The organism is Mesorhizobium sp. A623, from assembly GCF_054489405.1.
Genome location: NZ_JBTMXB010000001.1, coordinates 126,581 through 148,851, shown reverse-complemented (window position 1 = coordinate 148,851; position 22,271 = coordinate 126,581). Strand labels below are relative to the sequence as shown.

The window sequence follows — 22,271 nt, the reverse complement described above, 5'->3', positions numbered from 1 at the left end:
GCTTTTGAATTTGTTCCCGCAGGTGCGTCTGCGACACGTTCCCGACGCTCGCAAGACGAAGTCAGCGAGCAACGGGCATCCGATCTAAGAACGCATTGGCATTGTGCGACAGGTCCATTTTGCAAGGCGTTCAGGGCCACTTTCGTATTCGGCGACGCTCACCTTTCCTCAAACATCGCGGCTATCGCGCCAGCGATAGTAAGACACCGACGCGGCGAGGAACCATGGATTGCCGTTATAGAACGGGCGGGTCTCGAACCGTGCGCCGTCGAACCCGGTCTTTGCCTCCTCGCGGCCGAGAACCCTCTGGCCGGTTCGCATCCCCAGATAGCTGGCCATAGACACACCCGAGCCGCAATAGCCCATGGCGTAATGCATGCCCTCGTGCTGGCCGGTATGGGCCATTGTGTCGAACGTATAGGCGACCAGCCCCATCCAGGAATGGCTGATGCGAACGGACGCCAGTTCAGGAAACAGATGCACCAGTTCCGCCCGCAATAGCGGGCCGCTGACAACGGGGTTGGTCTCTCCCTGGCTGACGCGGCCACCGAACAGGATGCGTCGCCGGTCGGGAGAGACACGGTAGTAGTAGACCACCTTGCGCATGTCGGAGACGATCCGGTTCGTCGGGAACAGCCGGTCCATCACCTGCGGATCGATCGGTTCGGTGGCAATGATATAGCTGCCGATCGGGATCACGCGCCGCCTCTGCCATGGCGTGACCGCGCCGGTATAGCCGTTGGTGGCGACGACCACGTCGCGCGCCGTCACAACGCCTTGCGGAGTCGTCAGCCTGAAACCAGAACCCGACCGCTCGATCTTCGTCACGCCACAGTGGTCGACCACCGTCGCGCCAGCCGCCAGGACGCGCTGCAGCAGGCCGTGATGGTAGCGCCCAGGATCGAGCGAGGCATGGCGCGGAAAGACGACGCCGCCATGGTAGGCGTCGGTGCCGAGTTCGGCACGCTGCTCGGACCTCGATATGACCTGCCCGCCGGTCTCGAACCCCCTGGGCTCGCTGCCGAGCGCGGCGACGAGGCGGCGGAAGGCCGGTTCGTTGTGGGCGGCGTGAAAGCGGCCGACGACATCGAAATCACAGTCGATGCCCTCCTCCGCGACGAACGCGCCGATCCACCTCAGCGCCTCGCGACCATCGTTCAGGATGGCACGGGCCTGCTCGACCCCATGCCTGCGGGTCAGAAGGGCGAGGTCGGGCTTGATGCTGGTGCTGATCTGGCCGCCGTTGCGCGTGCTGCATCCGAAGCCAACGTCCTTCGCCTCCAGCACAAGCGTCGAACGGCCGCCACGGGCGGTCTGCAAGGCAGCGTGGAGGCCGGTGTAGCCCGAGCCGATGACAGCAACGTCGACGCTCGACGGCAATTGCCGGCTAGCGGGATCGGGCCGCGGGCTGCGCTCCCACCAGTAAGGTGTCGTCTTGAAATCCTTGGTGAAAACGTCTGCCCCGACCATCAATAATCATCCCCCGATGCGAACTGCTATCATCTTGCAATAGTTCTTGAGCGCAGCAAATCCCTCTCGCGGCCAATTCCAGATTACCGCCGAATAGCGAAATTCAAGCAATCTCGCTATTCTCGTAGCGCGAGCGCGCCAGCCATTCGGGAGCGATTTCGACGCCCCAGCCGGGTTCGTCGCCGATCGTCACCTTCCCGTCGGCGACCGTATAGGGCGACGTCCGGAAAAGCCCCTCCTGCCACGGGTAATAGTCCGGCCCTTCAATCGAAAACTCGAGATAGGCGCCGGCATTGGGGATCGCTGCCAGAACATGCATGGTGAACAGCGTTACCAGGGAGAGATTGGCGCAGTGCGGCGTCACCGCAAGTCCATGCTCGGCAGCCATCTTCGCCACCTGGAGCGTGCGCGCCACGCCGCCCATGTAGCAGACGTCCGGCTGGACGATGTCCACGGCCCGCATTTCGATCATGCGCTTCCAGATGCGTAGATCCGAGTCCTGCTCGCCGCCGGTCACGGCAATATCCAGGGCTTCGGCGACCTGCCTGGTCTGGTCGAGTTCCCAATACGGGCAAGGCTCCTCGTAGTGGACGACGCCATGATCCTGCAGGATCCGCCCGACCTCGATCGCACGTTGTGGGGTAAAGCAACTGTTGGCGTCCGCCAGAAGCGTTGCATCGTCGCCCAGTCCGGCGCGGATCGCCGGGATGATCGCTTCGGTGCGGCCCGGCCATTCGTCCTGATTGCGCCCCACTTCAGCGCCCACGCGAAATTTGAAGGCGTCGAACCCATGCTCGCCGCGCAACCGCTTGAAGCGCTCGACCTCATCGGCCGGCGTGATGTCGCGTTTCATCGATGAAGCATAAGCGCGCAACTTGCCCGGCTTGCCGCCCAGCAGTTCGACGACGGGCTTTCCCGCTGCCTTGCCACGCAGGTCCCAGATCGCGGTGTCGATGCCCGCCATCGCCCGGCGTACATAGCTGCCGGGAAACTTGTGCTCACGCTCCTCGATCCGGTCCAGCATGTCATCGAGATCGTCGGTTTCGACGCCGAGCGCCCACGGCGCGACCTGCCTGTGCAGGATCGTGGCGGTAATATCGGAATTATAGTTCGATACTTGGCCCCACCCCTGTGCGCCGGTTTCGTCGGTTATTCGTACGAAGCCGTTATGGCGGTCGCAGAAGCTTTCGATACGTCGGATCTTCATGATGGGACCCCCGGGCCTTTCTTGGGTGAGCGGCCGCAGCCATTTCGCGGAAGTGTTCCATTCAAATTGGCTGGCGGTTAAGGGCCATTTTGGTTAAAGCGGGGAGCCATTCCATGGGGCCAAGCGCCCGTATCGGGCTTAGGGGGAGCACTGGCGATGGTGAAATATTCGGGCGGTGCGTTGCTGCCGACGCTCCACATCGACCGCAGCGCCTCCGTTCCCATTTCCGTACAACTTGCCGGCGCGATCCGGGACGCGATCCTTTCGGGCGCGCTCGCGCCGGGACAACGCTTGCCCTCCAGCCGCACACTGGCGCGTGACCATGACGTTTCGCGCACCACGGCCGTCACGGTCTTCGACCAGTTGACGGCGGAAGGATTGATCGTCTCGCGCGTCGGCGCGGGCGCTTATGTCAGCGACGCCCTCAACGCACACCGCCCCGCCATCGTCGGAAAGACCACGCGGGACGACGAGGCCAAGAGAGGGCCGGCGCGTCTGGCCAGGCTGACCCAGGGCGCATCGGAGCAATATTTCACCCGGCTTGCCCATCCGGTGCAATCGCGCGCCTTCGTCACCGGGACCCCGGCCTACGATGCATTTCCGGTAGCGCTATGGGCGCGGCTCACGGCGCGTTACTGGCGCGAATCGCGCGGCTGGATGCTCGGCTATCCCGAGCCAAGCGGCCTGATGGCGCTGCGCATGGCCGTTTCGGCACATTTGCGCGCCAATCGCGGCGTCGTTTGCGAACCCGAAGAAATATTCATCGTCAACGGCGCGCAGGAGGCCTTCAACCGGATCGGCAATATCCTGCTCGATCCCGGCGATCCCGTCTGGTTTGAAAACCCAGGTGCGATCGGGGCTCGCAACAGCCTCATTTCCTGCGGCGCGCGGCTCGTACCGGTCCCCGTCGACGGCGAAGGCATCAACGTCGTGGCCGGCCTCAAGGCCGCGCCCGATTTTCGCCTTGCCTTCGTCACGCCGTCGCACCAGCACCCGACCGGCGTCACCATGAGCCTGGAGCGCCGCCTCGAACTGCTGCGCGCCGCTGAAAGCGCGGGCGCCTGGATTATAGAGGACGATTATGATGGCGAGTTCTTCTATTCCGGCAGGCCGCTGCCAACCCTGAAGAGCGTCGACAGTGCGGGCCGCGTCATCTATGTCGGCACCTTCAGCAAATCGCTGTTCCCGGCGCTGCGTCTCGGCTTTCTGGTCGCGCCGCCGGCACTTGCCGACGCTTTTGGGCGCATCGCCGGCGCAACCCTGCAGGGCGCGCCGACCAACCAGCAGGCGGTCGTGGCCAACTTCATCCAGGAGGGCCATTTCGCTTCGCACATTCGGCGCATGCGAAAACTCTACTCCGAACGCCAGGAGGTGCTGATCGAGGCCGCAAATGCGCGCCTGGGCGGCCTGCTCGACGTCGTGCGGACCGAAAGCGGCTTTCAGACCATGGGCTATCTGGCCGAAGGGCTGGAGGAGCAACAGGTGGCCGAAGCCGCTGCGGCACGCGGGGTCATTGTCGCGCCGCTACGTCGCTTCTGCATCGAACCGGTTGCGATGCAGGGCCTGGCGTTGGGTTTCAGTGCTTGTGAGCCGCGAGAAATCCGCGCCGGGGTGGCGACGCTGGCCGAGGTGCTGGAGGGGCTCATGCACGCCCGCCCTGCCCCGTAGATCAGCGCCCGTCGCCAGCCAGATTAGCTTCCATAAGCCGGGAAGGCTTACGAAACCTGCTCGACCTGCTGCACCTCCGGCACGAAATGGCGCAACAGGTTCTGGATGCCGTGCTTCAGCGTCGCCGTCGAGGACGGGCAACCGGCGCAGGAGCCTTTCATGTGCAGGAACACGGTGCCGTTCTGGAAGCCCCTGAAGGTGATGTCGCCGCCGTCCTGGGCCACCGCCGGGCGAACCCGCGTATCGAGCAGTTCCTTGATGGTGACGACCAGTTCTTCATCCGCCGCGTCATAGAACTCGGTGGTTTCGCTGGTCTCGGCGGCAGGCCCGGCATTGGTCATGACCGAAGCGCCGGACATGAAGTGCTCCATGATCGCGCCGAGGATGGCCGGCTTCAGATGCTGCCAGTCGGGGCCGTCCTTGGTAACGGTGATGAAGTCGTAGCCGAAAAAGACGCCGGTGACGCCGTCGATGTCGAACAGGCGCCCGGCCAGCGGCGAGGCCTCGCTGGCGCTGGCTGCATCACGGAAGTCGGCGGTGCCCTCCAGCAGGACTTCCTTGCCGGGAAGGAATTTCAGCGTTGCCGGGTTGGGTGTCGATTCCGTCTGGATGAACATGGTCGTCTCCTGCCCGCCCAAGTCGGGCGCATAGTTTGGAATTATTCTAATTAGGCCTTCCGACGGCAACATTCAAGAAAAAGTGCAAGCGCCGCTCAGGCCAGGCTCGCGATTTCCTCGTCCGACAGGCTTTGCGGCACGACGGTGACGGGAATCGGGAACGCGGCGGCTTTTCCGACCACCGCTGCCACCAGCGGGCCGGGGCCTTCCTTGCCGGCGCTGGCCGCCAGGACGAGAATGGCGATGTCCTGGTCTTCCTCGATCACCCTGTGAAGCTCTTCCACCGGCTTGCCTTCGCGCACCACCATTTCCGGCTCGATGCCGAACCGTTCCCTGATCTTGCCGGCATAGCCGTCAAGCGTGTTGCGGGCGGTGGCGTTGGCCTCGTCGCGCATGATCTTTTCGACGCCCAGCCAATGCTGGAAATCGTCCGGCTCGATCACGTAGAGCAGGACCAATATGCCGTTGGTGCTTTTCATGCGCTGCGCGGCATAGGCGGCGGCCCGCTCGCATTCGGGCGTATCGTCGATGATGACCAGGAATTTGCGGCGATGGCCGGCTTCCCGGCTGAGTCGTTTAGAGACCATGATCACCCTCGTCGATGTTCTGCGGCTGCAATCTGCCACCGGCGGGGTTCCGCGGCAAGCGGTCCCCCGTCGGCCGCTTCAGCCCTGCAACAGGCCGACAATATCGCGCACGTCCTTCATTGTCGCCTCGGCCAGCGCGCCGGCGCGTTCGCCGCCGTCCTTCAACACCGCATCGACGTAAGCGCGATCGGCCGAAATGCGGCGCATCTCGCCGGCGATCGGAGCCAGCTTTTCCACCGCCAGATCGGCCAGCGCACCCTTGAAGGCCGAGAACTGCTGGCCGCCGAATTCCTGCAGCACGGCCTCTTTCGACAGTTCGGCCAGGCCGGCATAGATGCCGACGAGGTTTTCGGCTTCCGGCCGGCCGGCCAGACCGTCGAGTTCGCCCGGCAGCGCCGCCGGATCGGTCTTGGCCTTGCGAATCTTCTTGGAGATGGTGTCCGCATCGTCGGTGAGGTTGATACGCGACAGGTCGGAGGGATCCGACTTCGACATCTTCTTCGAGCCGTCGCGCAGGCTCATGATACGCGCCGCCGGGCCGCCGATGATCGGCTCGGTGATCGGGAAATAGCCGTTGACCGTCTCTTCGCCCATCTGCATCTCGACGCCGAGGCCGAGATCGGCGATGCGGCCGGAAAAGTCGTTGTTGAATTTCTGGGCGATGTCGCGCGTCAATTCCAGGTGCTGCTTCTGGTCGTCGCCGACCGGCACATGGGTGGCGCGATAAACCAGAATGTCGGCCGCCATCAGGCTCGGATAGGCAAGCAGGCCGAGCGAGGCGTTTTCGCGGTCCTTTCCGGCCTTATCCTTGAACTGCGTCATCCGGTTCATCCAGCCGATGCGCGCGACGCAGTTGAAGATCCACGCCAGTTCGGCGTGCTGCATCACCCGGCTTTGGTTGAAGACGATGTGCTTCTTGGGGTCGATGCCGGAGGCGAGGAAAGCAGCCGTAATGGCGCGCGTCTGTTCGGCGAGGTCTTCATAAACAAGCTGCGCCGTCAGCGAATGGAGGTCGACGACGCAATAGATGCAGTCGTTGGTGTCCTGCAGGGCGACGAACTTCTTCAGTGCGCCGAGATAGTTGCCGAGATGCAGATTGCCGGTCGGCTGCACGCCGGAAAAGACGAGGGGCTTGAAGGGGGAGGTGGCTGTCATGTCTTTCCTCGTGGCTTGTGGAGGGCCGTTTCGCGCGCGGCGAAATTCGAGTGGGCTTATGGATCAGCCGGCGTCGGCGATCAAGGGCCGGCGTTTCGGTTTCGCAAACGGTGTTTCGGTTCGCAAACCGCTTGGGCGGGATTCGTGATGAGTGCGGGAACGCTTCGCAGCCTGCGGCATCCAATGGGTGTCTGAACCGCGCACACCCTGCTGCGCCACGAAAAGGAGTTCATCCCATGATCCACAAACTGCAAGCGGCACTCATCGCTGTCCTGATGGTCGGTACCGCCGGCTTCGCGCAGGCCGCCGACAAGCCCACGGACCCGCAGATCGCCCACATCGCCTACACGGCCGGCGCCCTCGACGTCGACCTGGCCAAGCTCGCCATTTCCAAGTCACAGAACAAGGATGTCGTCGGCTTTGCCAATGACATGGTGCGCGACCATGAAGCGGTGAACGTGCAGGCGCTCGACCTCGTCAAGAAACTCAATGTCACGCCCGAGGACAACGCCACCAGCAAGGCGCTGACCGACGAGATCACCGCAGAAAAGGCCAAGCTTGAAAAACTCAACGGCGCGGCCTTCGACAAGGCCTATGTCGACAACGAAGTGGCCTATCACAAGCAGGTCAACGGCGCGCTCGAAACGGTGCTGATCCCGTCGGCGCAGAATGCCGAACTGAAGAGCCTGCTCGAAACCGGCCTGAAAATCTTCCAGGGCCACCAGCAGCATGCCGAAATGGTTGCGGCCGGCCTCAAGTAAGGCCACGCGATCATGATGACGAAACGACGTCTTCTGGTGCTATCGCTGGCCATACTGGCCGGCGGTATCGGATCGGCGCAGGCCGAGACGATTACGGTGACGGTCGACAAGATGGCGTTTTCACCGGCCGATATCAGTGCCAAGGTCGGTGACACCATCGAATGGGTGAACAAGGATAGTTTCGCTCATACCGCGACCGTGAAGGGTGGCTGGGAGGTCATGTTGCCGGTGAAGAAATCCGGCAGCATGGTCATGGATAAGCCCGGAATCATCGCCTATATCTGCCGCTTCCACCCCAATATGAAGGGCACCATCACGGTGTCGGCAAAGTAGCGTGCCTTCCGGCGGTCATGTGCCGGCAGCACCGCCTTATTTTGTACCCGCCCCGGCTTTGCCGCCGCGCGCGAGACTGCGGCGGAGCATGCCGAGATCGGCCCCGCCGATCGCGAAAGCCAGCACGAAATAGATGAGTGCGCCCGCGCCCAGCAGAAGCATCAAGGTCACGCCCTTGGTCATAAGCGGCGCCGATGACGCCAGTTCGGGCGCCAGCCGTTCAGCGCCGAAATAAAGCGCCGCGGCCATCACCGCCGCGGCAAGAACCAACCGTGGGATGCGCTTCATCAGGCCGGCGTCACGGCCCCAGTGGCCACGCCGGATCAGCACGCCGAGCAGCAGCAGCGCATTGACCCAGCCGGCGGCGGCCGAGGCAACGGCAATGCCCGGCGCGCCCATGGATGGAAACAGCGTCAATGCGGCGGCAACGTTCACCGCCACGGAAATCGCGGCGAAGATCATCGGTGTCTTGGTGTCCTCGCGGGCAAAATAACCCGGCATGAACGCCTTGATGAGCACGAAGGCCGGCAGGCCCAGCCCGAAGATCGCCAAGATGGCGGCAACAGTCGGCGTCGAGCCGCTGGCGGCGAAAGCGCCGCGCTCGTAAAGCAGGCGCACGATCGGCTCGGAAACGACAAGTAGCGCGGCCGCAGCCGGCAGCGTCAGGAACAGCGTGAACTCGACCGAGCGGTTCTGCATATTGGAGGCCTCGACCAGATTTCCGGCCTTCAGCGCGCGCGACAGTTCCGGTAAAAGCACGATGGCCACGGCGATGCCGACGACGCCGAGCGGCAACTGATAGACACGGTCGGCCAGCGCCAGCGACGAAACCGCGCTTGCCTGCGTCGAGGCGATGGCCGTGCCGATCAACTGGTTGATCTGGGTGATGCCGCCGGTGACCGCCGCAGGCAAGGCAAGCCACAGCAGGCGCTTGACGTTCGGCGTCATGCGCGGGCGGCGAAAGCCGATCGAAATGCCGGCATAGCGCACCGCGATCCACACGATCGCCAGTTGCACGATGCCCGCCGCCAGCACGCCCCAGGCCATGGCGTGGCCGACCGTCAGCCCATCGGCGCCGATGCGCCAGGCGTAATACAGTACGCCGATCAGGATGACATTAAGGAAGATGGGCGCAATCGCGGCGGCGAAATAGCGGCGCAGCGAGTTCAGCATGCCGGCCATCATCGCCCCCAGTGACATGCACACCAGATAGGGGAACATGATGGTGGCCAGCGCCACGGTCAGGTCGTATTTCTGCGGATCGCTGGCAAAGCCCGGCGCGATGATGGTGCTGACCAGAAGCGGCATTGCCAGTTCCATGACGATGGTGATGGCAAGCAGCACGGTGAACAACACGCCGAACACTTCCTCGGAGAAGCGCTTTGCGCCGTCGGTGCCGCCCGCTTCTATCTCCTTGGCGAACAGCGGCACGAAGGCGGTGTTGAACGCTCCCTCCGCAAACAGCCGCCGGAACGTGTTGGGGAACTGGAACGCGGCATAAAAGGCGTCCGCCACCGGCCCGGTGCCAAGCGCCGCCGCCATCAGCATTTCACGCGTGAAGCCCAGAATGCGGCTCATCAGCGTGCCGGAAGCGACGGTCGCGAATTTTTTTACGAGGCTCATGATGCGTCCTTCGAGGCTCGCTTTACTCGCTCCTTAGGATGAGGACTGTCAGTGTGCTTCGTTTGATCGCGAGGAGCACAAAGCTTCCTCATCCTGAGGTGCGAGCCTGCACCCTGGTCTACGGTCCTGCGCAGAGTCAGGCGGGCGAGCCTCGAAGGACGCACTGTCATTCGGCCGCCGCCGCCGTCTGGTTGCGCTCAGGTGCAGAACCTTCCAGCACCGCGATCAGCCGGGCGCGGATGCCGTCTATCCGGGCGGGGTTCTCCACCTTCTGCCCGGTCAGGTCGGTGACGTAGAACGTATCGATCACCTTTTCGCCGAAGGTGGTGATGTGGGCCGAGGCGATGTCGAGCGACAGGTCGGACAGGGCGCCGGTGATTTCCGAGAGAAGGCCGGGGCGGTCCAGCCCCTTCACCTCGATGACCGAAAACCGGTTCGATAGCGCGTTGCGGATTTCGGCGCGCGGCGGAATGCGGAACACCTTTGCGCCGCGCTTCGGCCTGGTGCGTTTCTCGATCATCTCGGGCAGCCAGCTTTTACCCGAAAGCACGTCCTCGATCAGACGGCCGACCCGCTCGGCGCGCCGCCGTTCGTCCTCGTCCCGATCGAATTCGCGCGAGATCAGGATGGTATCGAGGGCGCGCCCGTCGGACGTCGTGAAAATCTGCGCATCGACGATGTTGCCGCCTGCCCCCGCACACGCGCCTGCAATAACCGACAGCAACCGCGGATGATCCTGCGCCAGCACGGTAATCTCGGTGACGGCCTCGAATTCGTGCGGCTTGACCATGGTGGCAAAGTTTTTCCTGGCCATGTCCGCCTCGCGCACGAATTCGGCGTGGCGGACCTGATCGGGGAGATCGACGGTCAGCAGATAGTTCTCGTAATGCTGGGCGGCATAGCGCTCCCGCGCCTCGACCGGCCAGAGGCCGAGCGCCGCCTTGAGGCTGTCGCGCGCGGCAATGGTGCGGTCGGCGCGCGACATCTCGGAAAAGCCGCCGGTCAACAGCAGTTCCGTCTCGAAATAGAGATTGCGCAGCAATTGCCCCTTCCAGCCGTTCCAGACGCCCGGTCCGACGCCGCGTATGTCGCACACGGTCAGGATCAAAAGCAGCTTCAGCCGTTCCACCGACTGCACCACCGAGGCGAAGTCCTCGATCGTCTTGCGGTCGTTGAGGTCGCGCGTCTGCGCCGTCATCGACATGACGAGATGATTCTCGACCAGCCAGGCCACGGTTGCGGTATCGGAGGCCGAAAGGCCCATATGCGGGCAGATGCGACGCGCTATTCGGGCACCGGCGACCGAATGGTCTTCTGGACGGCCCTTGGCGACGTCATGCAGCAGCACGGCGACATAAAGCGCGTCGCGGCTTTTCTTCAGGCCGGGCATCAGCGAATGCGACAAAGGATGGACCTTGGCGTCGTCGCCGCGCTCGATCTCGGCCAGCACCCCGATGCAGCGGATGAGATGCTCGTCCACCGTATAGTGATGGTACATGGAAAACTGCATCATGGCGACGATCTTGCCGAAATCCGGAATGAGCTTGCCCAGCAGCCCGGCTTCGTTCATGCGCCGCAAATTGAGTTCCGCGTAGCGGTCCGACGTCACGATATCGAGGAAAAGCTGGTTGGCCTCGGGATTGCGCCGCAGCGTCTTGTCCACCAGCCCGAGCGAGCGGGTAAGCAGCTTGAGCGCGTTGGGGTGGAATTCCAGCGCGTGCTTGTCGGCGAACCAGAACAGCCGGATCAGGTTGACCGGATCGCGCTCGAAAGCCTGCTCGTCGGCGACGTTGAGGCGCTGGTTGTCGATGATGAAGTCGCTGGTGCCCGCCAGCTTGCGCTTGCGCCGCGAAAAGCCTGGAAAAATGCGGTCGAAGCCCGGCACATGCTTGGCTTGCTCCTCTTCCAGCGCGGCGCAGAAAATGCGCGTGAGGTCGCCGACATCCTTGGCGACGAGGAAGTAGTGCTTCATGAAGCGCTCCACGGCCGACAGGCCGGGATGGCTGGTGTAGCCCAGCCGCTCGGCGATCTCGCGCTGGATGTCGAAATGCAGCCGCTCTTCCGCCTTGCCGGTAAGAAAGTGCATGTGGCAGCGCACCGCCCACAGGAAATCTTCCGCCTTGTGGAACTGGTTGTATTCGCCTTGCGTGAACACCGCCTTGTCGACAAGCTCCTCGCCGGTGCGCACCCGGTAGAAATATTTTCCGATCCAGAACAGCGTGTTCAGGTCGCGCAAGCCGCCCTTGCCGTCCTTGACGTTCGGCTCGACCAGATAGCGGCTCTCGCCGGCCTTGGCATGGCGAGCGTCGCGCTCGGCCAGCTTGGCCTGCACATATTCGGGTCCGGTCGTGCGCACCAGATCGTGGTCGAAGCGGTGTACCAGTTGCGCGTAAAGCGGCTCGTCGCCACAGACGAAGCGTGCTTCCAGCACCGCCGTGCGCACGGTGATGTCCTCGCGCGAATGCTTTAGGCATTCTTCGACGGTGCGGGTGGCGTGGCCGACCTTCAGCCCCATGTCCCACAAAAGATAGAGCATCGTCTCGGCGATCCGGGCGACCCAGGGCGTCTGCCTGGCCGGGAGCAGGAACAAAAGGTCGATGTCGGAACCGGGCGCCAGCGTGCCGCGGCCATAGCCGCCGACGGCGACGATGGCCATGCGCTCCGCTTTTGCCGGCTTTTCACAGCCGGCAAGCGCGAAATCGTAGAGCGCCTGGATGATCTCGTCCATGACATGGGAAAGCCGCATCGCGCAGGCGGTGCCGCTGCCGTCCGCCTTCAGCATTGCCTCGGCTTTGGCGAACGCCTCGGCCTTGCACTCCTTCAGGCATTGCAGCACAGCCGCGCGCGCCCCGGCTTCCGGCATGCCCGCCGGGGACAACGCGGCCAAGTCCCAGCGCAGCGCCTTGCCGTCGATCAGTTCACCAAGCTTCAGGGATATTTTCGTCATCTGCGCCGAAGGCAATCCACCTGTTTCGGCGGCGTCTATAGCCTGTTTTCCAGCCCATGGGTATGGGCCTGAGCACCCGTTGGTGCCGGTTCTGCCCGGCACCGATTTTCAGGCGGCGGCCGTCGATACGGTCTCCATATGGTCGAAGATGACGCGATTGCGGCCAAGCCGCTTGGCTTCATAGAGGCAGCGATCGGCTTCCTGAAGCGTGTCGGCGAGGCCGCCGGCCGTGCGCCGTACTGCCGCGCCGCCGATGCTGACGGTCAGGCCTCGGCCAGAGGGGTCGTCCGCCTGCCAGGGGATTTCCTGCACCTGGCGTCGGATCAATTCGGCCATCCGTTCCGCCTCTTGCGCGCCCACCGAGATCAGCAGGATGGCGAACTCCTCGCCGCCGATACGCCCAACAATGTCCTTGCCGCGCGTCGCATAGCGCAGCGCGCGGGCTATCTTCATCAGCGCCTCGTCGCCTTTCGAATGGCCGTGGAGATCGTTGATCCGCTTGAAGTGGTCGGCATCGACGATCAGCAGGTAATGCCCGCTATTGCCAGTATGGAACGGCGCAGCCTCTCGCATGAAGCCTTCGCGGTTGAGCATATCCGTCATCTGGTCATGGCTGGCCATATGCGCCAGCCGGTCGTGCGCCCGGCGCATTTCCTGATAGGTGCGCTCCAGCCGCTCATGCGCGCTCTGCAGCTTTTCGCCCTGCCAGAAGATGAAAATGCCGATCGGCGTGCCAACGATGACGGGGATTGCCGCGCATTCGACCCAACTCAGCCAGTCGATCGACATGCCCAGCGCCCAGCGCAGCGAAAAGGAAATCGCGAACGTCGCCACCACCGCCGGGATGATGGCAAGCAAGGTTCTTGCAAGGATACGTTTCGTGCGCCCGCTCATGACGCGCAACCCTAATGCCGGATCGTGAAGCATGGTTTAGGAGATCGATTAGGATTTTAGCGATCAGGCGAAATCGGCCCTTGACCTTCCAGTTGCTGGAAGCCCTACCTTTGGGTTGACCTCGAAATTCACGACTGTTCTGGAGCATCTTCCATGGCGAATCACGATCATCACCGGCATCAGGCAGGCAGTTCCTGCTGCTCCGGCCATGCGGCTTCGACGGCTACGGATGCCTTCGTCCGCGACCCGGTCTGCGGCATGACCGTCGATCCCGCTGCCGGCAAGCCGACCGCAGAACATGACGGCAGACAACTCCATTTCTGCAGCGAAAGCTGCCGGACCAAATTCGTCGCGCATCCGGAAAACTACCTGACCGCGAAGGACCCGGTCTGCGGCATGAATGTGGACCGCGCCAGCGCAAAGCATTTTTCGCGCCACGATGGCGATCAATTCTATTTCTGCTCGGCCGGCTGCCTGCAAAAATTCGAGGCCGACCCGGAGAAATATCTGGGCGACCGGCCAGCGCCCGCACCTATGCCGAAGGGCACGCAATACACCTGCCCGATGCACCCCGAGATCGTTCGCGACAAGCCCGGCGATTGCCCGATCTGCGGCATGGCGCTGGAGCCTATGGGAGTGCCGACCGGCGACGAAGGCCCGAACCCCGAACTGGTCGATTTTTCGCGCCGCTTCTGGGTAAGCACGGTGCTGTCGGTGCCGCTGCTTCTGCTGACCATGGGGCCGATGGTCGGCCTGCCGTTCTTCCGCTCATGGCTGGGCGAGCCCGCCGCCATCTGGGTCGAGTTCGTGCTGGCAACGCCCGTTGTGCTGTGGGCGGCATTCCCGTTCTTCAAGCGCGGCTGGGCCTCGATCCTCAACCGCAGCCCCAATATGTGGACGCTGATCTCGCTGGGCGTCGGGGCCGCCTATCTCTACAGCGTCATTGCCACGCTGTTTCCGGACATCTTCCCGCATGCGTTCCGCGGCCATGGCGGCACCGTACCGGTCTATTTCGAGGCCGCCGCTGTCATCATCGCGCTGGTTTTCCTCGGCCAGGTGCTGGAACTGCGCGCCCGTGAAAAGACCGGTTCGGCCATCCGCGCCTTGCTCGACCTCGCGCCGAAGACCGCGCGCCGCATTGGGGCAGACGGCAGCGAGACCGACGTGCCGCTGGACAGCATACATGAAGGCGATCTTCTGCGCATCCGCCCCGGCGAGGCCGTGCCCGTCGACGGCACCGTCGAGGAAGGCCGTTCGTCGATCGACGAATCCATGATTACCGGCGAGCCGCTGCCGGTGGAGAAGGTGCAGGGCGATGCGCTCACCGGCGGCACGATGAACCGCAACGGCACGCTGGTCATGCGCACTGAGCGAATCGGCTCCGAAACGACCCTTGCGCGCATTGTCGAACTGGTCGCCAAGGCGCAGCGTTCGCGCGCGCCGATCCAGGGGCTCGCCGACCGCGTTTCGTTCTTTTTCGTGCCGGCCGTGGTGTTGGTCGCCATCGTCGCCTTCGTCGCCTGGTCGCTGTTCGGGCCGGAGCCTAGCTTGGTCTATGCCATCGTCTCGGCGGTGTCGGTGCTGATCATCGCCTGCCCGTGCGCACTGGGGCTGGCGACGCCGATGTCGATCATGACCGCCACCGGACGCGGCGCGCAGGCCGGCGTGCTGATCAAGGAAGCGGCGGCACTCGAGCGTTTCGCCGCCGTCGATACACTGATCGTCGACAAGACCGGCACGCTGACGGAAGGCCGGCCGAAGCTGACCGACGTGGTGCCTGCCGAGGGCTTTTCCGAGGGTGAACTTCTCACACTCGCCGCCAGTCTCGAAAAAGGCTCGGAGCATCCGCTGGCCGAAGCCATTATCGAGGGTGCGAAGGAGCGCGGCGCGACAGCCAGCGAGGTCAGCGATTTCGAGGCCGTCACCGGCAAGGGCGTTGCCGGCACGGTTTCGGGCCGCAAGGCGGCACTCGGCAACGCCGCCATGATGACCGATCTGGGCGTCGATTTCTCCCGCCTCACCGAACGCGCCGAAGCCTTGCAAGGCGAGGGCAGAACAGCGATGTTCGTCGCCGTCGACGGCAAGATCGCTGGTCTCGTCGCCGTCGCCGATCCGATCAAGGCAACCACCGTCGAGGCGATCAAGGCGCTGCACGCGCAGGGCCTCACCATCATCATGGCGACCGGCGACAATGAGAACACGGCCCTCGCCATCGCCAAAAAACTGGGCATCGACCGGGTTCGCGCCGGGCTGCTGCCCGAGGCGAAGGCCGCTTTGATCGAAGAGCTTCGCGCTCGCGGCTCGGTGGTGGCCATGGCCGGCGACGGCGTCAACGACGCGCCGGCGCTCAGCACGGCCGATGTCGGCATCGCCATGGGTACAGGCGCCGATGTCGCGATGGAAAGCGCCGGCATCACGCTGGTCAAGGGTGACCTGAACGGCATTGTACGCGCGAGAAAACTGGCGCAGGCGACGATCGGCAATATTCGCCAGAACCTGTTCTTCGCCTTCCTCTACAACGCGCTCGGCGTGCCTGTCGCGGCCGGCGTGCTCTATCCGCTCACCGGCATGTTGTTGTCGCCGATGCTGGCGGCGGCGGCGATGAGCCTGTCGTCGGTGTCGGTCATCGCCAATGCGCTACGGCTCAGGACATTGAAACTCTGAACCACGCCTCCAGATAGATTCCAAAGGAGAACCCTCATGCATCCGATCCGCAAAATCATGCTTGCACCCGCCGCCGCGACGATGCTGCTCGCCTTGCAGTTCGCCGCAAGTCCGGTCCATGCCGAAGAAATGAAGCACGACATGAGCACACATGACATGGGTGCGATGGCTGCTTCATCCGGGGCCGCCGAAACCGGCTACAAGGCGGCGATGGACAAGATGCATCGCGAGATGTCGGCGCAAAAATATACCGGCGACGCCGATGTCGATTTCGTTCGCGGCATGATCCCGCATCACCAGGCGGCCATCGACATGGCCAAGATGCTGCTCGAATATGGCAAGGACCCGGAAATGCGCAAACTGGCCGAAGCCGTGATCACAGCGCAGGAAAAAGAAATCGCGGAAATGGAAAACTGGCTCGCCGCGCACCCGGCGAAGTAGACTGATCGCAGCCGAGTCAAGCAACCGATTCGAGGAGAGCGCCATGCCGACCAGAACGACCACCATGCCCTCGGCCGAGACTATTCCCGTATTCGGCCTCGGAACCTGGAAGATGGGCGAGGATTCCCGCCACGCCTCGGCGGAAGCGGATGCCTTGAGGCTGGGCCTCGATCTGGGTGCTACGTTGATCGACACGGCCGAAATGTACGGCAATGCCGAATCCGTGGTGGGCGAGGCGATCGCTGGCCGCCGCGATGCTGTGTTCGTCGTCTCGAAAGTGCTGCCCTCCAACGCCTCGCGTTCGGGGACCATCGCCGCCTGCGAGCGTAGCCTGAAGCGGCTGCGCACCGACCGCATCGATCTCTACCTGCTGCATTGGCGCGGCGGCGTGCCGCTGGATGAAACCGTCGAGGCGTTCGAAGCGCTGAAGGCCACCGGCAAAATCCGCCATTGGGGCGTTTCCAATTTCGACACCGACGACATGGAAGAGCTTACCTCGGTTCCCGCCGGCGATATCTGCCAGGCCAACCAGGTGCTCTACAATCTTTCCCGGCGCGGGCCGGAATTCGACCTTTCGCCCTGGTGCCGGCAGCGTGGCATGCCGATCATGGCCTATTCGCCGGTCGAACGGGGAAAGCTGGCGCACAACCAAAAACTCGACGCCATCGCCGCGCGCCATGAAGCGACGCCGGCGCAGATCGCGCTGGCCTGGACCATGGCGCAACCGGGCGTCATCGCCATCCCGAAAGCCAGCCGCCCGGAGCATATCCGCCAGAACATCGCCGCGCAGGATCTTTTACTTACAGCCGAAGACCTTGCCGAACTCGACCGCGCCTTCCCGCCGCCGCGACGAAAAGAGCCGCTGGAGATGATCTGAGCATGATCCCGAAAAAGTGGGAACCGGTTTTCGGATAAGATCATGCTCCAACAAAGCGACGGTCAGGTAGCCAGCCGCAGCCTAGCCCGCGCAAGCGCGCGCGAAAACACGGCGGTGTCGTCAAAAGCGCGAGATAGCGTCAGCGCACCCTGGATGGCGGCGACTGTGTCTTCGGCAAGCTGGTCGGCTTCCGGCTTTCCGTGCCCGGCGCGTTGCAGGGCACCCGCCAGATGGGCGACCCAATCGCCAAAATAGGATTTTATTTCGGAAACGAACCGGTTCCGGGAATCGTCCAGCGCGAAGGCCCCGACCAGACAAACGCGGCCACCGGACTGGAAATAAAGGTCGGTGGCGTCCAGCATCCGGCCGATACCGTCTCGCGGCTCGCGCTCATCGCGCAACGGCGCAAACACGTTTTCCTCGAACCATGCGGCGATGTGGGCAAGTACGCCGGCCGCCATTTCTTCCTTCCCGCCGGGAAAGAAGTTGTAGAGGCTGCCCTTGCCGAGCCCCGTCGCCTGGCCGATCCGCGCCAGGCTGGCGCCCTCATAGCCATGCTCGCGAAACACCTCGGCGATGACGGCCAGTAAGCTTTCAGTGTCGGGTGCGATCCTGCGCATGCGCTCCTACAGGCCAAGCTCGGACAGGCCGGGATGGTCGTCCGGGCGACGCCCGAGCGGCCAGAAAAACCTGCGCTCGCTTTCCTTGATCGGGAGGTCGTTGATGCTGGCATGCCGCCGGTACATCAGGCCTTCGCCGTTGAATTCCCAGTTCTCGTTGCCGTAGGAGCGGAACCAGTGGCCGCCATCGTCGTGCCACTCATAGGCGAAGCGGATGGCGATGCGGTTTTCATGCGAACTCCACACTTCCTTGATCAGGCGGTAGTCCAGCTCGCGCACCCATTTGCGGCGCAGAAGCCCGATAATCTCAGCCCGGCCGATGACGAACTCGGCCCGGTTTCGCCACACACTGTCCTCGGTGTAGCCGGACGCCACCTTTTCCGGGTCGCGCCCGTTCCAGGCATCTTCGGCCAGCCGTGCCTTTTGCGCGGCGGATTCAGCGGTAAAGGGCGGCAGAGGCGGGCGGCTCATGATCTTTAATGCTCCATCATTTATGGCCGCGGCGCGGTCGACGGCGCATTTGTACCGCTCGGTACAATTATCGTCAACGGGATTTCCGTGGGCTTATAGTTGCTCGGCTCGCAATTGCTCGGCGCTCTTTGCCGACAGCAGGCCCGGCGGCACGTCGAACACGGTTTTCGCGCCATACTGGTCCATCGAATGCATGCGGTGCACGGCGCGGGCGTAGGCCACCAGCACGCTAGAGGTGAATTCGGGGTTGCTGTCCAGCTTGAGGCCGTATTCGATCACTTGGGCATTCTTGGCCGAGGTATTGCCGCTGCGGATGACGAAACCGCCATGCACCATCGCCTGATGGTCGCGGGCCAGCTCTTCCGCGCTGATGAAGTTCACCACCGTGTCGTACTCGTCGAAATAATGCGGCATGGTGACGATGGTCTTGCGCACCGCCTCGGCGTCGGTACCCCTCCTGCAACACGACAAAGCATTCGCGCCGGTGTTTTTCGCGCGTCGAAAGCGGCGGGCGGGAAGCGCTGTGCACCCGGTCCACGGCCTCCTGAATTGGCCGCGTATACTGCACCGCCCCGGCAACGCCCGGCACGCGGCGAACGGCATCCGAATGGCCCTGGCTCAAGCCGTCGCCCCAGAACGTATCGGTCTGGCCATCCGGCAGCAGCGCCTCGCTCATGACGCGGTTGATGGAAAACATGCCGGGGTCCCAGCCCGCCGAGATCAGCGCCGTCTTGTTGTTGGCGCGGGCCGGTGCATCCACGGCGGCGAAATGCTCGGGAATGCGGGCATGCGTATCGAAACTGTCGACGGTGTTGAACAGCGCGGCGAATTGCGCGCCCTGCACAGGCAAATCTTCCTTGGAGCCGCCGCACAGGATCAGCACGTCGATCCGATCGGTATGGTTTTGCAGCGCCTCCATGCCGAAGACCGGCGTGGCGGACTGCAAGGGTTTCAGCTGTTCCGGCGGGCGGCGGCTGTAGATGCCGACAAGCTGCATGTCAGAATTCTTGTCGATGGCCGCCTCGACGCCGCGCCCGAGATTGCCATGGCCGGCGATGCCAATCCTGATCCGTTCAGCCATGATGACTGCCCCCTTCCTGCTTGTTTTTTCGATAATTTCTTGATGACGAAAATTACTGCCCGGCCAAGCCCTTCAGGCGGTAGAGCGCTTCCAGCGCTTCGCGCGGCGTCATCTCGTCAAGATTGAGCGAGCCGAGCGCCTCGCCCACCGCATCGTTCTTGACCGGGCTGGCGGACCTTGGGGCCTCGCGCTTGGCCGCTATCGAAAACAACGGCAAGTCATCCACCAGCCGGTCGGTCTTGCCCGAAACCTCGCCTTCCTCGAGCTGGTGCAGCACCTCCTTGGCGCGGGAAACCACCGCTTCGGGCAGGCCGGCAAGGCGGGCCACCTGTACGCCGTAGGAACGGTCGGCGGCGCCCTTGCCGATCTCGTGCAGGAAGACCACGTCGCCCTCCCATTCCTTGACCCGCATGGTGACATTGTGCAGGCGCGACAGCTTTCCCGCCAGCGCCGTCATTTCGTGGAAATGCGTGGCGAAAACCGCGCGGCAGCGGTTCTTCTCATGCAGGTATTCCACCGCCGCCCAGGCGATGGACAAGCCGTCATAGGTCGCGGTGCCGCGACCGATCTCGTCCAATATGACCAATGCGCGTTCGCCGGCCTGGTTGAGGATCGCCGCCGTCTCGACCATTTCGACCATGAAGGTCGAGCGTCCGCGCGCCAGGTCGTCGGAAGCGCCGACACGCGAAAATAGCCGGTCAACCACGCCGATATGGGCGCTCGTCGCCGGCACGTAGGAACCGGTCTGGGCGAGGATAGCGATCAGCGCGTTCTGACGCAGGAAGGTCGACTTACCGCCCATGTTCGGACCGGTCAGCAGCCAGATCGCGCCGGCCCCCCTACCCCCCTGGGCATCGCCTTCCGGTGACAGGTCGCAATCATTGGCGACAAAAGGCCCTTCGGCGGCGCGGCGCAGCGCCTGCTCGACTACCGGATGACGGCCGCCGACGATCTCGAAGGCGAGGCTGAAATCGACCAGCGGCCGGCACCAGTTTTCGCTTTCCGACAACAGCGCCAGCGCCGCCGAAACGTCGATCACGGCCAAGGCTTCGGAGCCGGCGCGGATCTTTTCCGCCTCGATGACCGCTTCCTTGACCAGCGCCTCAAAGACGGCCAATTCGATGGCCAGCGCGCGGTCGGCGGCATTGGCGATCTTGGTTTCCAGTTCCGCTAGCTCGGTGGTGGTGAAGCGCATGGCGTTGGCCATGGTCTGGCGGTGGATGAATTTGCCGCGCGCCGCATCGGTGCCCATCATGACCCCGGCGTGATTGGCGGTCACCTCGATATAATAGCCGAGCACATTGTTGTGCCGAATCTTGAGCGACTTGATGCCGGTCTCGTCGATCAGCCCACGCTCCAGCCCGGCGATAACCTTTCGCGATTCCGTCGCCAGCGAACGCATCTCGTCCAGTTCGGCGCGGTAGCCGACGCGCAGGAAGCCGCCATCGCGTTTCAGCAGCGGCAGTTCATCGCCGAGGGCTTCGGCGAAATGCTGACCGAGCGCCTCCGGCAGACCGGCAATCGCGGACATCGCCTGCGTCAGTTCCGCCGGCAAGCTCACATCCGCGAAAATATCGGCGATGGCGTGGGCCGCCTCGAAACCGGCGCGTAGCGCACCCAGATCGCGCGGGCCGCCCCGGTTGAGCGCCAGCCGGGTCAGCGCGCGCGGCATGTCGGCGACTCCCTTCAGCGCCTGCCGCACCGCCTGAGAAAGCCGCACTTCGGCGCGGAAGAACGACACCGAATCCAAACGCGCCGCAACCGCCGCCGGATCGGTCAGCGGCGCCATCAGCCGGTCGGCCAGAAGTCGTGCGCCGCCACCGGTGACCGTGCGGTCGATGGCCTTGAACAGCGAGCCCTCGCGGCTACCGGAAAGCGTGCGCAGCAGTTCCAGATTGGCGCGCGTCGCCGGATCGATGAACAGGCTCGCGCCCTGCTCCTCGCGTTCGGGGCGCGACAGCGGCGGGCGCTCGGCCTTCTGCGTCTTCTCGACATAGGCGATAATGCCCGACACGGCCGAAAGCTCGGCGCGGGAAAAGGTGCCGAACGAGTCCGGCGTCGCCACTTCGAAGAAACGCGCGATACGCGCGGGAGCAGAAGCAGAATCGAACAGGCTGGGTGGCTGCGGGCTGGCGACGCGGCCGATCACGTCGAACACCGGCTTCAGTTCGGCGTCGTAGAACACCGGCTCGGCGACGATCAGCTCGCGCGGATCGACGCGGAAAATGTCGGCGAGCAGGCGTTCGGCCGTGGTTTCGGCCACGCGGAACGCGCCGGTGGAAATGTCGATCCACGCCAGCGCAAAGGCGGAATCACTTGCGCCCTTGACCCGTCCCAGCGCCATCAAAAAACTGGATTCCGACGGCGCTAGCAGCCTGTCCTCGGTGATGGTGCCGGGCGTGACCAGCCGCACGACATCGCGGCGCACCACCGATTTGGAGCCGCGCTTGCGCGCTTCGGCCGGGTCCTCGATCTGCTCGCAGACGGCGACGCGAAAACCCAGCCCGATCAGCTTCTGCAGATAGTCGTCGGCGGCATGGACCGGCACGCCGCACATCGGAATGTCGTTGCCCTGATGCTTGCCGCGCTTGGTCAACACGATGCCAAGTGCCGCACTCGCCTGTTCCGCGTCCTCGAAGAACAACTCGTAGAAATCGCCCATGCGATAGAACAGCAGCGAATCCGGGTTCGCCGCCTTGATCTCAATGAACTGCTCCATCATGGGTGTCACGCCGCCTATGGCGGCTGGCATCGGCGTGACGGGTGCGGCATCCGTGCGGATCGGGGTTTCGTCGTTCAAGAAACTGTTTCCAAAGATTTCAGGTGGCATTGGCTTGGCGGTTTACGTTTGCAAA

The 22,271-nt window shown here is 63.7% G+C and carries 18 protein-coding genes and 1 pseudogene; 6 read left to right on the top strand and 13 right to left on the bottom strand.

Annotation, left to right across the window (positions count from 1 at the left end; genetic code table 11):
- Positions 1 to 168: 168 nt before the first annotated feature.
- Entirely contained in the window at positions 169 to 1,470 is a 1,302-nt protein-coding gene (locus ACX3P1_RS00755; protein WP_459077612.1) for an NAD(P)/FAD-dependent oxidoreductase, read from the bottom strand.
- Between the two features lie 103 nt (positions 1,471 to 1,573).
- Positions 1,574 to 2,677 carry a mandelate racemase/muconate lactonizing enzyme family protein gene (locus ACX3P1_RS00750; protein WP_459077611.1) on the bottom strand — a complete coding sequence of 368 codons (1,104 nt, stop codon included), beginning with the start codon at positions 2,675 to 2,677 and terminating at the stop codon, positions 1,574 to 1,576.
- Between the two features lie 156 nt (positions 2,678 to 2,833).
- Between ACX3P1_RS00750 and pdxR the strand changes: the two genes are divergently transcribed.
- Positions 2,834 to 4,345: a MocR-like pyridoxine biosynthesis transcription factor PdxR gene (gene pdxR / locus ACX3P1_RS00745; protein WP_459077610.1), complete on the top strand. Its 1,512-nt coding sequence runs from the start codon at positions 2,834 to 2,836 to the stop codon at positions 4,343 to 4,345.
- 47 nt (positions 4,346 to 4,392) lie between these two features.
- Here the strand turns inward: pdxR and ACX3P1_RS00740 are convergent, their stop codons facing one another.
- The 3 genes from ACX3P1_RS00740 to trpS form a co-directional block, all read right to left on the bottom strand.
- Positions 4,393 to 4,962: a NifU family protein gene (locus ACX3P1_RS00740; protein WP_459077609.1), complete on the bottom strand. Its 570-nt coding sequence runs from the start codon at positions 4,960 to 4,962 to the stop codon at positions 4,393 to 4,395.
- 95 nt (positions 4,963 to 5,057) lie between these two features.
- Positions 5,058 to 5,549 (bottom strand): universal stress protein, encoded by a 492-nt coding sequence (locus ACX3P1_RS00735; RefSeq protein ID WP_459077608.1) that lies wholly within the window; start codon positions 5,547 to 5,549, stop codon positions 5,058 to 5,060.
- Between the two features lie 78 nt (positions 5,550 to 5,627).
- The gene (gene trpS / locus ACX3P1_RS00730) at positions 5,628 to 6,704 is read right to left on the bottom strand and encodes a tryptophan--tRNA ligase (protein ID WP_459077607.1); all 1,077 of its coding nucleotides are present in this window, start codon (positions 6,702 to 6,704) and stop codon (positions 5,628 to 5,630) included.
- A 236-nt stretch (positions 6,705 to 6,940) separates the two neighbouring features.
- Here trpS and ACX3P1_RS00725 point away from each other — a divergent pair, with 236 nt between their 5' ends.
- Positions 6,941 to 7,465, top strand: a complete 525-nt coding sequence (locus ACX3P1_RS00725) for a DUF4142 domain-containing protein (RefSeq protein ID WP_459077606.1) — start codon at positions 6,941 to 6,943, stop codon at positions 7,463 to 7,465.
- Positions 7,466 to 7,480: 15 nt separating this feature from the next.
- A complete protein-coding gene (locus tag ACX3P1_RS00720) occupies positions 7,481 to 7,798 on the top strand; it encodes a cupredoxin domain-containing protein (RefSeq protein ID WP_459077908.1) in 318 nt (105 codons plus the stop codon).
- Positions 7,799 to 7,834: 36 nt separating this feature from the next.
- Here ACX3P1_RS00720 and murJ read toward each other — a convergent pair whose 3' ends face one another.
- From murJ to ACX3P1_RS00705, 3 genes are all read right to left on the bottom strand, one after another.
- Entirely contained in the window at positions 7,835 to 9,421 is a 1,587-nt protein-coding gene (gene murJ, locus ACX3P1_RS00715) for a murein biosynthesis integral membrane protein MurJ (RefSeq protein WP_459077605.1), read from the bottom strand.
- A gap of 166 nt (positions 9,422 to 9,587) precedes the next feature.
- Positions 9,588 to 12,368 (bottom strand): [protein-PII] uridylyltransferase, encoded by a 2,781-nt coding sequence (locus ACX3P1_RS00710; protein WP_459077604.1) that lies wholly within the window; start codon positions 12,366 to 12,368, stop codon positions 9,588 to 9,590.
- Positions 12,369 to 12,476: 108 nt separating this feature from the next.
- The gene (locus ACX3P1_RS00705; protein WP_459077603.1) at positions 12,477 to 13,262 is read right to left on the bottom strand and encodes a GGDEF domain-containing protein; all 786 of its coding nucleotides are present in this window, start codon (positions 13,260 to 13,262) and stop codon (positions 12,477 to 12,479) included.
- A gap of 153 nt (positions 13,263 to 13,415) precedes the next feature.
- Here ACX3P1_RS00705 and ACX3P1_RS00700 point away from each other — a divergent pair, with 153 nt between their 5' ends.
- From ACX3P1_RS00700 to ACX3P1_RS00690, 3 genes are read left to right on the top strand one after another with little or no spacing between them, the layout of a single operon-like run.
- Positions 13,416 to 15,926 carry a heavy metal translocating P-type ATPase gene (locus ACX3P1_RS00700; protein WP_459077602.1) on the top strand — a complete coding sequence of 837 codons (2,511 nt, stop codon included), beginning with the start codon at positions 13,416 to 13,418 and terminating at the stop codon, positions 15,924 to 15,926.
- 36 nt (positions 15,927 to 15,962) lie between these two features.
- Entirely contained in the window at positions 15,963 to 16,367 is a 405-nt protein-coding gene (copM, locus tag ACX3P1_RS00695; RefSeq protein ID WP_459077601.1) for a CopM family metallochaperone, read from the top strand.
- A gap of 43 nt (positions 16,368 to 16,410) precedes the next feature.
- Positions 16,411 to 17,244, top strand: coding sequence for an aldo/keto reductase (locus ACX3P1_RS00690; protein WP_459077600.1), 834 nt, complete (start codon positions 16,411 to 16,413; stop codon positions 17,242 to 17,244).
- Between the two features lie 62 nt (positions 17,245 to 17,306).
- Here ACX3P1_RS00690 and ACX3P1_RS00685 read toward each other — a convergent pair whose 3' ends face one another.
- From ACX3P1_RS00685 to mutS, 5 genes and pseudogenes are all read right to left on the bottom strand, one after another.
- Positions 17,307 to 17,864, bottom strand: a complete 558-nt coding sequence (locus ACX3P1_RS00685; RefSeq protein WP_459077599.1) for a TetR/AcrR family transcriptional regulator — start codon at positions 17,862 to 17,864, stop codon at positions 17,307 to 17,309.
- Between the two features lie 6 nt (positions 17,865 to 17,870).
- A complete protein-coding gene (locus ACX3P1_RS00680) occupies positions 17,871 to 18,335 on the bottom strand; it encodes a nuclear transport factor 2 family protein (RefSeq protein WP_459077598.1) in 465 nt (154 codons plus the stop codon).
- 93 nt (positions 18,336 to 18,428) lie between these two features.
- Positions 18,429 to 18,770, bottom strand: a complete 342-nt coding sequence (locus ACX3P1_RS00675) for a hypothetical protein (protein ID WP_459077597.1) — start codon at positions 18,768 to 18,770, stop codon at positions 18,429 to 18,431.
- Between the two features lie 43 nt (positions 18,771 to 18,813).
- Positions 18,814 to 19,416 (bottom strand): annotated as a pseudogene (locus ACX3P1_RS00670) (diaminopimelate dehydrogenase); the annotation flags it as partial.
- 52 nt (positions 19,417 to 19,468) lie between these two features.
- Entirely contained in the window at positions 19,469 to 22,168 is a 2,700-nt protein-coding gene (gene mutS, locus ACX3P1_RS00665) for a DNA mismatch repair protein MutS (protein ID WP_459077907.1), read from the bottom strand.
- Between the last annotated feature and the right edge of the window lie 103 nt (positions 22,169 to 22,271).

Bases quoted from the DNA above. Each gene is read 5' to 3' on its own strand.
- ACX3P1_RS00755 (WP_459077612.1), bottom strand. From the start codon at position 1,470: ATGGTCGGGGCAGACGTTTTCACCAAGGATTTCAAGACGACACCTTAC.
- ACX3P1_RS00750 (WP_459077611.1), bottom strand. From the start codon at position 2,677: ATGAAGATCCGACGTATCGAAAGCTTCTGCGACCGCCATAACGGCTTC.
- pdxR (WP_459077610.1), top strand. From the start codon at position 2,834: ATGGTGAAATATTCGGGCGGTGCGTTGCTGCCGACGCTCCACATCGAC.
- ACX3P1_RS00740 (WP_459077609.1), bottom strand. From the start codon at position 4,962: ATGTTCATCCAGACGGAATCGACACCCAACCCGGCAACGCTGAAATTC.
- ACX3P1_RS00735 (WP_459077608.1), bottom strand. From the start codon at position 5,549: ATGGTCTCTAAACGACTCAGCCGGGAAGCCGGCCATCGCCGCAAATTC.
- trpS (WP_459077607.1), bottom strand. From the start codon at position 6,704: ATGACAGCCACCTCCCCCTTCAAGCCCCTCGTCTTTTCCGGCGTGCAG.
- ACX3P1_RS00725 (WP_459077606.1), top strand. From the start codon at position 6,941: ATGATCCACAAACTGCAAGCGGCACTCATCGCTGTCCTGATGGTCGGT.
- ACX3P1_RS00720 (WP_459077908.1), top strand. From the start codon at position 7,481: ATGACGAAACGACGTCTTCTGGTGCTATCGCTGGCCATACTGGCCGGC.
- murJ (WP_459077605.1), bottom strand. From the start codon at position 9,421: ATGAGCCTCGTAAAAAAATTCGCGACCGTCGCTTCCGGCACGCTGATG.
- ACX3P1_RS00710 (WP_459077604.1), bottom strand. From the start codon at position 12,368: ATGACGAAAATATCCCTGAAGCTTGGTGAACTGATCGACGGCAAGGCG.
- ACX3P1_RS00705 (WP_459077603.1), bottom strand. From the start codon at position 13,262: ATGAGCGGGCGCACGAAACGTATCCTTGCAAGAACCTTGCTTGCCATC.
- ACX3P1_RS00700 (WP_459077602.1), top strand. From the start codon at position 13,416: ATGGCGAATCACGATCATCACCGGCATCAGGCAGGCAGTTCCTGCTGC.
- copM (WP_459077601.1), top strand. From the start codon at position 15,963: ATGCATCCGATCCGCAAAATCATGCTTGCACCCGCCGCCGCGACGATG.
- ACX3P1_RS00690 (WP_459077600.1), top strand. From the start codon at position 16,411: ATGCCGACCAGAACGACCACCATGCCCTCGGCCGAGACTATTCCCGTA.
- ACX3P1_RS00685 (WP_459077599.1), bottom strand. From the start codon at position 17,864: ATGCGCAGGATCGCACCCGACACTGAAAGCTTACTGGCCGTCATCGCC.
- ACX3P1_RS00680 (WP_459077598.1), bottom strand. From the start codon at position 18,335: ATGAGCCGCCCGCCTCTGCCGCCCTTTACCGCTGAATCCGCCGCGCAA.
- mutS (WP_459077907.1), bottom strand. From the start codon at position 22,168: ATGCCAGCCGCCATAGGCGGCGTGACACCCATGATGGAGCAGTTCATT.